Origin of the sequence: Pseudomonas sp. NFACC13-1 (assembly GCF_900104425.1) — a bacterium.
Lineage (GTDB): Bacteria > Pseudomonadota > Gammaproteobacteria > Pseudomonadales > Pseudomonadaceae > Aquipseudomonas > Aquipseudomonas fluorescens_AA.
The window spans coordinates 1-12808 of the sequence record NZ_FMXV01000055.1 but is presented as its reverse complement, the minus strand read 5'-3'; the positions used below and the strand labels follow the sequence as shown (position 1 = coordinate 12808).

The 12808-nt window shown below is 68.1% G+C and carries 2 protein-coding genes; both read right to left on the bottom strand.

The window, feature by feature from the left end:
- Positions 1-5672, bottom strand: a 5672-nt coding sequence (locus BLQ55_RS30815; protein WP_176814272.1) for a non-ribosomal peptide synthetase, incomplete at its 3' end; no start/stop codon positions are given.
- A partial coding sequence (locus tag BLQ55_RS30810; RefSeq protein ID WP_143011815.1) for a non-ribosomal peptide synthetase occupies positions 5669-12808 on the bottom strand: 7140 nt, incomplete at its 5' end. The genes BLQ55_RS30815 and BLQ55_RS30810, both read right to left, overlap by 4 nt.

Sequence of the window (12808 nt, the reverse complement as noted above, 5' to 3'; positions counted from 1 at the left end):
AGCAGGTGCTGGGGCGGCGAATGGCGCAGGACCTTTTCGATGCGCCGCGGATCGAGCACGTCGCCGCCGACCATCAGGTAGCGCAGCGCGCCGAAGGCCGGTGCCAGGGCCTCGGCGTACTGATGGAACAGCCCGGCGGTGAGCCAGAGCACGCTGACTTCGTGGCGCAGCAGGTGCTCGTTGAAGCGGGCCGCGTCCAGCAGTGTTTCCCTCGGGCAGACCACCAGGCAGCCACCGTTGAGCAGCGCGCCCCAGATCTCCAGGGTACTGGCGTCGAAGGCCGGGTTGGCGGCGAGGGCGAAGCGGTCCTGGGCGGTGAACCCGGCGAAGCCGTTGTTGCGCACCAGCCGGGTGATGGCGCGGTGCGGCACTTGCACGCCCTTGGGCGTTCCGGTGGAACCGGAGGTGTACATGATGTAGGCCGGCGCCTCGCTCGACACTGTGACAGGCTGACGCGGCGGGGTGGCTTCGCCCGCGGTCGCAAGGCGATCCCAAGGGCACAAGATCTGGTAGCCGATACCTTGCACCGGCGCGTCCGGGTTGTCACAGAGCAGCCAGGCGCTGGCACAGTCGTCCAGCAACGCGCGTTGACGCTGCAGCGGGGTGGCAGTATCGATGGGCACGTAGGTCGCGCCGCTTTTCAGGATCGCCAGGATCGCCGTGACCAAACGCGGGCCCCGCGCAAGGCTCAGGGCGACCCGAGCGCCCGGGGTGACGCCGTGCTCGGCCAACCAGTGCGCGAGCTGCTCGGCCTGTTGGTCGAGCTGGCGGTAACTGAGCAAGTGTTCGCCGTCCTGCACCGCAGTAGCGTCGGGCCGGCGCTGGGCCTGGGCCTCGAACAGACGGTGCAGGGGCTCGTCGGCAGGGTAATCGCGGGTGGTTTCATTGAATCCGTGGAGCACCTGCCGACGTTCGTCCGCGCCAAGGATCGACAGCGCATGGAGCGGCAGTTGGTCGTTCTCGACCATCGCCTGCAACGTGGCGCACAGCGCCTGCCAGTGACGCTCCACGGTACCGGGGGCGAACAGCGCCGTGGCGTAGGTCAGCCGGCCGCCGATCACGCCGTCGCGCTCATACAGGTTCAGGGTCAGGTCGAACTTGGCGCTGTCCTCACCGGTGGACAACGGGGTCACTTCCAGGTCGCCCAGGGCCAGGCTCGGCTGCGGAGCATTCTGCCAGGCCAGCATGACCTGGAAGATCGGACTGTGAGCCAACGAACGCGACGGGTTCAAGGCTTCCACCAATTGCTCGAAAGCCAGCTCCTGATGGGCCTGGGCATCCAGCGCGGTGCGCCGCACCTGGGCCAGCAGCTCGCCGACCTGGCTGACCCGGTCGAGGCGCACCCGCAACGCCTGAGTGTTCACGAAAAAGCCGATCAGCGGCTCGACCTCGGCACGGGTGCGATTCGCCAGCACCGAGCCGATGACCAGGTCATCCTGGCCCGACAACCGGCCAAGGACCACCGACCAGGCGGCCAGCACGGTCATGAACAATGTCGTGCCGTGGCGTTCGTTCAAGTGCTTGAGGGACCGCACCAGCGTGGCGTCGATGCTCAGCTCCAGGCTGGCACCGGTGAAGTCCTGTCGGGCCGGGCGCGGCCGGTCCAAGGCCAGGTTCAACGAAGGGGGCGCGTCGGCCAGCTGGGTGCGCCAGTAGTTCAGTTGCTCAGCGATGCGTTGCGCCTGGCGCGGGGAGCGTTGCCACAGGGCATAGTCGGCGTACTGGATGGCCAGCGGTGGTAACGGATCGGCTTGCCCCCGGCAGAAAGCCCGGTACAGCTCGCTCAATTCCCGGGTCAGCACGCCCAGGGACCAGGCGTCGCCGACAATGTGGTGCAGGGTCACCAGCAGGACGTGCTCCTGCTCGGCCAAGCGCAACAGGCGGGTGCGAAATAGCGGGCCGCCGGCCAGATCGAAAGGCGCCTGGGCTTCAGCGGCGTAATGGGCCTGCAACTGCGCCGGCGACAGATCCCGCAGGTCAAGGCACGGCATCACCAGCGAATGCCCGGGATCCACCACCTGGCACGGCTCGCCGCCGTCGGACACAAAACGGCTGCGCAAGGCTTCGTGCCGCTCGACGATGCGCGCCAGCGCGGCGCCCAGGGCCGCTTCATTGAGCTCACCGCGCAGCCGCAGGCCTCCGGCCATGTGGTAGGCCGCGCTGGCCTGGGCATCCAGGTGTGCGATGAACCACAGGCGTTGTTGGGCAAACGACAACGGCAGCCGCGCCGGCCGTGGACCGGCCGGGATCGGCGCGGCGCCGTGGAGCCCGGCTGCGCCCAGGGCTTCGATGGCCCGTGCCTGGCGTTGCAGCGTCGGGTGATCGAACACACTGGCCAAAGGCAGTTCGACGCGCAATTGCTGACGCAGCTGGGAAACCAGTTGCACCGCCAGCAGAGAGTGGCCACCTGCCTGGAAAAAATGCTCGTCGCGGCCGATCCGTGGCCGGCCCAACAGGCGCCCCCAGATCGTCGCCAGTTGGTTTTCCAGCGGCCCCATGGGCGCTTCGAAGTGTCCGCTGGCGGCCTGTTCCGGTGCCGGCAGCGCGCTGCGATCGAGCTTGCCGTTGGGCGTCAGTGGCAGGGCGGGCAGGGCCACGTAGGCGCTGGGTTGCATGTATTCGGGCAATACCGCCGCCAGGGCGTCGCGCAGTATCGCCTCGTCAGGCGCCGCTTCCGGCTGGGCCACCCAATACGCCACCAGCCGCGCATCGCCGCTCGGCGCCTGACGAGCCACGACCACGGCGTGCTGCACCCCCGGGACACGCGCCAGGGCGCTCTCGATCTCGCCCAGTTCGATACGATAGCCGCGCACCTTGACCTGGAAGTCGTTGCGCCCCAGGTAGAGCAGTTGTCCATCCTCGGTCCAGCGACCGAGGTCGCCGGTGCGGTACATCCGCGCGCCGGGCTGGGCTGCGAAGGGGTCCGGGAGGAAACGCTCCTCGGTCAGCGCCGGCCGGTTCAGGTAACCCCGAGCGACACCGGCGCCGCCGATGTACAGCTCGCCCACCACGCCACGGGGCACCAGTTGCCGGTGCCCATCGAGCAGGTAGACCTGGGTGTTGTCCAGCGGTCGACCGATGCCCGGCACGAAGCCTTCGGCGCGGTCCATCGCCACCCAGGTTGAATAGGTGGTGGTTTCCGATGGTCCATACAGGTTGCACAGGCGCTGCACGTCACTGTGGTCGAAGATCCTTTGCACCAGGCCCTGTTTGAGTGGTTCGCCGGCCAGGTTGACCACCCGCGTCGAGGCCGGGATCGCCGCGGCCCCCACCAGCGCATCGAGCGCCGACGGCACGCTGTTGATCAGGGTGACGGGCACCGGACGGTCGAGCAGGGCCAGGGCATTGGTGGCCAGGTGCAGGGTCGCGCCAGCGGCCAGGGGCACGAAATATTCGAAGACCGCCAGGTCGAAGTTGATCGAGGTGGCGAACAGGCTCTCGCGCAGACTTTCGGCGTCGAAGGCGCGCAGCGCCCAGTGCAACAGGTTGCAAGCATTGCGGTGCTCGATCATCACACCCTTGGGCAGGCCGGTGGAGCCCGACGTATAGATCACGTAGGCCAGGTGCGCGCCGGTCAGGCCCAGGCGCGTCGGGTCCGGATTGTCGGCCGGTTGCTCGGCCAGACGGGCCTGGGTCTGCGGATCATCCAGGCACAGGGCGGCGCAACCCGCCGGCGCCGTCACGCTGGCTTGCAGTGCGGTGGTGGTCAGCAACGCCGGGGGCGCGCTGTCTTCGAGCATGTGCGACAGCCGCTCGCGCGGGTACGCCGGGTCCAGCGGCACATAGGCCGCGCCGGCCTTGAGGATGCCGAGCAGGGCGACCAGCAGATGCGGGCCGCGTTCCAGGCAGATCGCTACCCGGCTGTCCGGCTGCACGCCTGTGCCCAGCAACAGGTGGGCAAGGCGATTGGCCTGGGCGTTGAGCGCTCCATAGGTCAACGGACTGGCGCCATCGGCCGCGTCGAAACGCGCGGCGATGGCCTGGGGCTGGCGTTCGGCCTGGCGTTCCAGGGCCAGGTGCAACAGGTCCCGCTCGGGCAGCGGCCGGGCAGTGGCGTTGAACGTACGCAGCAATTGCTCACGCTCCGCCTCCGGGAGTATCGAAAGATGGCAGGCCAGGCGCTGGGGTGTACTTTCCAGCGCGTCGAGCAGGTTATCCAGGGCCGTTTGCAGCCAGCCAAGCACCGGGGCCGCGCCCACCAGGGGATCGATTTGCAGGCTCAGCGAAAACCCATCGCCCAGGTCGTCCACCGACAGGTTGAAGGGATAGTTGGTGCGTTCCTCACCGCCCAGAACCTGCATGCCATCGAGCACCGGGGCATGCCCCTGGGCCGTGCTGTGCCGGTAGTTGAGCAGCGCCGAGAACAGCGCCGTGCCGTTGGGCAGCGCGCTGCAGCGTTGGGCCAGGCCCAAGGGCGCGTGCTCATGGGCGATCAACCGGCTGAGTAACCCATGGGTGTCGCGCAGGGCCTGCCTCACCGGCACCGCCAGGCGCACCCGCAACGGCAATGTATTGATGAACAGGCCCATGGCGGTGGCTGCTTCGGCGGCGCCCAGCAGGCGACCGAACATCACCGTGCCGAACACCACGTCGTCACGGCCACTGGTCTTGCCCAGCACCAGGGCCCAGGCCAGATGGAACAGGCTGGCGCTGCTGACTTCCAGGCGGCGCGACAGCTCGCGGATGCGCCGGCTCAGATCCAACGCCAATGGCGCTTCCAGAGTCTGCACCTGGCTGCCGTCGCCGCGCACATCGAGCAGCCCGCAGGGCGCGGTGGGCTCGTCGATATCGCCAAGCAGCTCGGTGAAAAATGCCGCGTGTTGCGCTTCACTCAGGCCCTGGCGGGCGCGCACCACGAAATCACGGAACGGGCGTGGCGGTTGCAAGTCCGCCAGGCGACCCTGCTGGATCGCCGCGACCTCGCTCACCAGCCGCTCCAGCGATGTATGGTCCATCACCGCATGGTGGTGCAGCAGTTGCAGCAGCCAGCGACCGTTTGCCGGATCCGCTGCGGCCACCGCGCGCATCAGGGGTGCCTGGCGCAGATCCAGCCGATGCTCCCTGGGATCGGTCCAGGCGCGCAACGCGGTGGCCACGTCGCCCGCGGGCGGGCTGCACAGTTCCAGCGTCAGCGGGGCCTGACGCCACACCACCTGGACCGGCGCGTCGAGACCTTCCCAGGCCAGCGCGGTGCGCAGGATGTCGTGGCGGGCGATGGCCTGGTTGAGAGCGTCCATGAAGCGGCGCAGGCGCGGTTCGTCATCGAAGGCCAGTAGCACGTGCAGCAGGTAGGTATCGCCGCGTTCCTGGAGCAGGTGGTGGAAGAGGATGCCGGCCTGCAGGGGCACCAGCGGATAGATGTCCTGGATATTGGCGGCACCGCCCGGAACGCTGGCGACGATGCCCTCGATCTGAGCCGCGTCGAGCTGGCAGAGGTCGAGCAGCGCCGGGGTGATGGCGGTGGTACCCGCCGGCAGTCCGCTTGTGCCGGCGGGCTGTGCCGCGGGCTGGCGCAGGGCCTCGATCAGCGCTGGCTTGTGGCTGCGCAGGAGGGCGATCAGCGCCTGGTCGGCCAGCACTTCATCATCGGCCACCACCGAGAGTTGGTCGCCGCGCAACGACAGGGTCACGCCACGGTGTTTGAGCAGAGCCAGCAATTGATCCGCAGTCACAGGAGCAGTTCCTTCAATGGAGTAGTGGCCGCGGCCAGACCGGCAAGGGTCGGTGCGGTGAACAATTGGCTGATGTCGACCCGCAGGTGGTGCTGGCGCATGCGCTCCACCAGTCCCATGGCAATCAGCGAGTGGCCGCCGAGGGCGAAGAAGTTGTCGTGCCGGCTGACCCGCTCGACGTTCAGCAGCTCGCACCAGATGGCCGCCAGGGCTATTTCGATGTCGCCTTGGGGGGCTTCGTAACGGGTTTGCACGTACGCCTGGGCGTCGGGGTCGGGCAGGGCATTGCGGTCGAGCTTGCCGTTGGCAGTCAACGGCAGGCTATCGAGGCGCACATAGGCGCTGGGCAGCATCGACTCGGGCAAGCGTTCGCCCAGGGCCGTCCGCGCCTGTGCCGGCGTCGGTGGCGCGTCGCCCAGCAGGTACGCGATCAGTCGGGCCACGCCATGGCGATCGGGACGACCAACCACCACCGCTTGCCGAACACCGGGCATTGCCAACAGATGGCTTTCGATTTCCCCCAGCTCGATGCGGTGCCCATGGATCTTCACCTGGAAGTCGCTGCGGCCAAGGTAGCTGAGGCTGCCATCCAGCTCCCAGCGGCCGAGGTCGCCTGTGCGGTACAGCCGCGCGCCGGGCTGGGTCGAGAACGGGTCGGCGATGAACCGCTCCCGGGTTAGCGCCTCGCGCTGCCAGTAGCCACGGGCCACGCCTCGGCCGCCAATGTGGATTTCACCCACCACCCCCAGCGGCGCGCGCCGACCGTGATGATCGAGCACGTGCACCTGAGTATTGGGCAGGGGCAGGCCAAGGCTGGGCAGCGGATGCTGATCCAGCCAGGCGCTGGTGGTGTCGACCGTGCACTCGGTCGGGCCGTAGACGTTCAGCACCCGCACGCCGGGTTCGCCGGCCAGTTGCTGCCAGAGCTCTGCGGGGACGGCCTCGCCGCCGAGCAGCAAGTGGCGGGGCAACGGCTGGGGCAGGGCCAGCGTCTGGCGATGCTTGAGCAGCGCCTGCAACTGGGTCGGGGTGCAGTCGAATAGGGTTACCTGCTGGCTCTGCAGGTAATCGAGCAGGGCCGCTGCGTCCAGGCGCACGCGTTTTGGAATCAACACCAGGCAGTGGCCGCTCAGCCACTGACACAACTGCTGGACCGAGGCGTCGAAGGCCACCGAGGCGTTGAGCGAGCAGCGCGTACCGGCCGGCAGGTCTGCCAGACGCTGGTGCAACCCGGCCCAGAGGTTGAGCACCGAGCGGTGCTCGACCATCACGCCCTTGGGCTGGCCGGTGGAGCCTGAGGTGTAGATCAGATAGGCGAGGTCGCTGGGCTGGGTGCCGATGTCCGGATCGTCGGTTGCGGCCTGCTGCCAGGCGGCACCAACGGCATCCAGGCAGATCAGCGGCCCGGCGTCGAATGTCGGCAGCCCCTCGCGCACTCGTTCCTGGGTGAGCAGCGCCGCCGGAGCGCTGTCTTGCAGCATGAAGGCCAGCCGCGGAGCCGGGTAATCAGGATCCAGCGGCACATAGGCGCAGCCGGCTTTCCACACCGCCAGCAAGGCGATCGCCAGCTGCGCTTCGCGGTCCAGGCACACCGCGACCCGTTGCCCGGGCCGTACGCCCTGGTCCAGCAAGTGATGGGCCAGGCGGTTGGCCTGTTCATCGAGCTGTCGAAAGCTCAGTTGGCGGTGCTCGTCGATCAGCGCAAGGGCGTCGGGGCGGCGAACGGCCTGCTCGGCGAAGCGCCCGTGCAGGGTGCCGTCGGGCGCTGATACGGACAGCGCTGGGTTGAGGCGATTCAACTGTGCCTGCTCGGCGGCGGGCACTACCTCCAATGACAGGATGTGCCCATCGTCGGTCTGTTCCAGTGCATCCACCAGGGCGTACAGGGCCGCCAGCATGAAGCCCAGCAGCCGTTCCGGCGAATGATCGGGGTGGGTCTGGGCGGTCAGCTGGAAACCTTCGCCCAGATCGTCCACCGCCAGGTTGAAGGGGTAATGGGTTCGCTCCTCGCTGTGCAGCAGGGTCATACCGGGCATGGCCTGGTGCACATTGGCCTGGCCGGCATGGCTGTAGCGGTAATTGAACAAGGTGCTGAACAACGCCGTCCCCGGCGCTACCGCGCTGCAACGCTGGGCCAGGGCCAGCGGGGTCTGCTCGTGGCAGAGCAGACCGTTGAGGGTGTCCTGGACCTGCCGCAGGGTGGCGTGGACGCCGCCGTCCAGGCGCACCCGCAGTGGAAGGGTGTTGATGAACAGGCCCAAGGTCCGGTCGGCGTGGGCGCCAGCCTGCAGGCGGCCGAACAGTACCGTGCCAAAGACCACATCGTCGCGCCCACTCAGGCGCCCCAGCACCAGGGCCCAGGCCAGGTGGCAGACACTCGCCGCGCTCACCCCGTGGGCCTCGGCCTGGCGACGCAGGCGGCGCGCCAGCTCCGGCGCCAGCGGCTGCTGGTGTTCCAGGGCCTGCCAGCGGGGATCGGTTTGCAGGTCAAGGTCGAAGGGCAGGGTGGGCTCATCCAGATCGCCCAACTGCTCGCTGAAAAAAGCGCGGGCGGCGGCCACCGCTTCTGGTCGCCGGGCCTGGGCCACCAAGGCTCGGGTGCCGGTGGGCGGCGGCAGGTCCGCCGAGCGCCCGCCCTCGATCAGGGCGATCTCTTCGATCATCAATTCCAGGGAGGTGTGATCGACCACCACATGGTGATGCAACAGCAGCAACAGCCAGCGCTCCTGCGCCGGGTCAAAGGCTGCTCGGGCCTCGATCAACGGGGCCTGCCGCAGGTCGAGACGGTAGTGGCGCGGGTCGGCACTGGCCTGCAGCCGCGCCGCGACGTCGTCACCCTCCAGCGCCAGGCGCCGAGGCGTGAACGCGACCTGCCGCAGCACCACCTGCACGGGTTCCTCCAGGTCCTCCCAGAGCACCAGGGTGCGCAGCGCGTCGTGCCGGTCGATGACCTGGCCCAGCGCCGCGCAGAAACGTTGCAGGCGCGCCTCTTCGGTGAAGGCCAGCAGGCTGCGCAGCACATAACGATCGCCCTCGCGCTGGGCGCGGTGGTGATAGAGCATGCCCTCCTGCAAGGGGCCCAATGGATAAATGTCCTGGATATTACCGACGCCGCCGGGCACTCGCGCCGCGATCAGGTCGATCTGCGCCTGGGGAAGGGTCACCAGATCCAGCATCTGCGGGGTGATGCGGGCGCACGGGGTCGGGATGGCGCTCACGCTTGGCACTGGCGCCGCAGCGCTGGCCAGGTTCTCCAGGCGCAGGGCCTGGGCGGCCAGTGTCGAGCGTTCGAACACGCTGCGTATGTCCAGGTCCCAGCCATTGCGGCGCAACTGTTCGAGTAATTGCACCGCCAGCAGCGAATGCCCGCCAAGGCTGAAGAAGTCGTCGTCACGGCTGATTTCCGAGACGCCCAGCACTTGGCTCCAGATGGCCGCCAGCCGCCGTTCGGTGTCCCCTTGCGGCGGCTGCCTGGCGACACTGCTGGCCTGCGCCTCGGGCAGCGGCAGGGCCTGGCGATCAAGTTTGCCGTTGGGCGTCAGTGGCAGTTGCTCCAAGGCGACGCAGGCGCTGGGCAGCATATAGTCCGGCAAGCGACTTTCCAGATAGGCGCGTACTTCAGCCAAGTCCGGAACGGGTGTGGTCGAGACCTGCGCTATCAGATAGGCCACCAACCGCGGATCACCGGCAGGGCCGGGCTGGGCCAGCACCACCGCTTCGCGCACCGCCGGCATGCCCAGCAACTGCGTTTCGATCTCCCCCAGTTCGATGCGGAACCCGCGGACCTTGACCTGGAAATCGTTGCGTCCCAGGTAATCCAGCGAACCATCGGCCCGCCAGCGCCCCAGGTCACCGGTGCGGTACATGCGCGCCAGGGGATCGTCGACGAAGGGGTCGGACAAAAAGCGCTCTTGGGTCAGCTCGGCACGATTGAGGTAACCCCGCGCCACGCCTGCTCCGCCGATGTAGATCTCACCGGCCACGCCCAACGGCACCGGCTGGCGATGACGGTCGAGCAGGTACACACGGGTGTTGTCCAGGGGCCGGCCGATGCCGGGCCGGTAGCCCCCGGCACGGTCCATCGACAGCCAGGTGGAATAGGTGGTGGTTTCCGTTGGCCCATAGAGATTGCAGACCCGTTGCGTCGTGCTGTGGGCGAACAATTGTTCCACCAGTCGCGGCTTGAGCGGTTCGCCCGCCAGGTTGACCACCCGGGTGCTGTCCGGGACGGCGCCGACCCTGACCAGTTCTTCCACCGCCGAGGGTACGCTGTTGATCAGCGACACCGGGCAGGGACGGGCCACCAACGCCAGGGCGTTCTCCACCAGGTGCAGGGTCGCGCCGGCGGCGAGAGGGACGAAGCATTCGAAGACCGCCAGGTCGAAGTTGATCGAAGTGGCGAACAGGCTGCGGCGCCATTCCTCGGCGTCGAAGTTGCGTAGCGCCCAATGCAGCAAGTTGCAGGCGTTGCGGTGCTCGATCATTACCCCCTTGGGCACGCCGGTGGAGCCCGAGGTGTAGATGACGTAGGCCAGGTGCGTTGGGCCCAGGTCCGCAACTCTGGGGTTTTCCGTGGGCAAGGTCGCCAACCGGTCCCGCAACTGCGCTGCATCCAGGTGCCAACATTCGACCGCCGCGGCCGGTAACCCACTGGCCACGGCCTGGCTGCTCAGGACCAGCCGGGGCGCGCAGTCTTCGAGCATGTGCGCAAGGCGCGCCAGCGGGTAGTTGGGGTCCAGCGGTACGTAGGCCGCGCCGGCCTTCAAGGTGGCGAGCAGGGCGACCAACAGGTCTGGACCACGTTGCAGGCTGATCGCTACCCGATCATCGGGGCGCACCCCGGCCGTCAGCAGGGCGTGGGCCAACTGGTTCGCCTGCTGATTAAGCTGGGCATAGCTGAGCCGGGCTCCCGCGGCCGTTTCGAACTGCGCCGCCACGGCGTCGGGATGCAGTGCCGCCTGCCGCTCGAAGGGCTGGTGCAGCAGGGTGTCCCGTGGGTGCGCCTGCCGTGTGGCGTTGAATGCTTCCAGCAATTGCTGGCGTTGCTCCAGAGGTAGGATGTCCAAGGCACAGGCACGGGTGGCCGGTGCGGTTTCCAGGGTCTGTGCAACCACCTCCAGGGCCCGAATCATTTGCGCAAGGACCGCGTCGACGCAGACTGAACGATGGACCTGTCCGGTCAGGGCAAAGCCTTCGCCGAGGTCATCGATGGACAGGCAGAACGGGTAGTTGCTGCGCTCCTCGCTGCCCAGCAGGTGCACCCCGGGCAGGTCGAACTCTGGGCGGGCCGAGCGTTGTGCCTGGCTGTGGCGAAAGTTCAGCAGCGCTGAGAACAACGCTGCCTGGGTGGGCAGCGCCGTGCAACGTTGGGCCAGGGCCAGCGGCGCGTGTTCATGGGCGAGCAGTTCGGTCAGTCGTCCATGGGTCTGGCGCAAGGCGCTGTACAGGGGCATGTCGAGGTCGATGCGCAGGGGCAGGGTATTGATGAACAGCCCCAGGGCCTGTTCCACCTGCTGGCCGGCACTGAAGCGGCCGAACAGCACCGTGCCGAAGACCACGTCGTCGCGGCCGCTGGCCTTGCCCACCACCATGGCCCAGGCCAAGTGGAACAGGCTGGCGACACCCACCGCCTGGGTCTTGGCCAGTTGCCGCAGGCGGCGGGCCAGGGCGGGGTCGAGTGAGCGCTGGGCCTCGCGGTTGTCGCGGCCGGAACCCTGGATGTCGTGCAGGGCGTAGGGCAGGGTCGGTTCGTCGAGCCCGCCGAGCAGCCGCTGGAAATAGGCCTCGGCGCTGGCCTGGCGCCGGTGCTCGCGGGCCTGGGCGACGAACCGGCGAAACGCCACGGTCGGAGGCAGCGGATGCCCTGGATCTTGCATCAAGGTGCGGACTTCGCCGAACAACAGCGCCAGGGTGGCGTGGTCGATGGCCAGGTGGTGGTGGACCAACTGCAACTGCCATTGGCCGCTGGGCATGTCGAAGCGCACGTAGGCCTGGGCCAGGGGCGCGCGGCGAATGTCCAGGGGCTGTTCGGCGAAGGCGTCGCATGCCGCCAGCCAGACCACCGGCAGGGGCGCCTCGCGCCAGACCACTTGCACCGGCTCGTCCAGGCCTTCCCAGAGCACGGCGCTGCGCAGGATGTCATGGCGGGCGATCACCTGATCGAAGGCGGCGATGAAGGCGTCCAGCCGTAGGCGGCTGTCGAAGGCCAGCGTCGCGCGTAACAGGTAGGCGTCGTCGGCCGGTTGCAGCAGGTGCTGGAACAGCAAGCCTTCCTGCAGGGGCGCCAGGGGGTAGATGTCCTGCACGTTGGCGGCGCCGCCTTCCACCGCCGTCACGATCAGGTCGACCTGCGACTGTGGCAGGCTGAGCAACGGCAGCATGGCCGGGGTGATGCGCTTGCAGTCCGGCGCGATGGCGGATGCCTCAGGCAGCGCCTGGGATTTGGCCGGCCCCAACGGGTTCTCCAGCAACAATGCGAGATTGAGCAGGTTCGCCGCGCTGAACAAGGTCCCCACGTCCAGCTGCCAGCCTTCGGCCCGCAACTGCTCGACCATCTGCACCGCCAGCAACGAATGCCCGCCGAGGGCGAAGAAGTTGTCTTGCCGACCGACCCGCGGCACTCCGAGGACCTCGGCCCACAGCTCGGCGAGGCGGGTTTCCACTGGCCCTTGGGGCGCTTCGTAGCAGTGCCGGGCGAAATGCTGTTCGCCGGGCTCGGGCAGGGCGTGGCGGTCGAGCTTGCCGTTGGCGGTCAGCGCGAAACCTTCCACCTGGACGAAAGCCGCCGGCAGCATGTAGTCCGGCAGCACGGCCGCCAGGCGGGCGCGCAGGGCGTTGGGCTCGTGCGTCTCGGTGGCGCTGAAGTAGGCCAGCAGGCGTTGCTGGGCATCGGCCAGCACCACCGCCTCGCTGATTCCCGGCAAGGCCTTGAGTTGGGTTTCGATTTCCCCCAACTCGATGCGAAAGCCACGGATCTTCACCTGGAAATCATTGCGCCCCAGGAACAGCAGCACGCCGTCGGCGCGCCAGCGCACCAGGTCGCCGGTGCGGTACAAGCGTGCCCCGGGCGCCTGGCTGAAGGGGTTGGCGACGAAGCGTTCTTCGCTCAGTCGCGGTTGGTTCAGGTACCCCAGGGC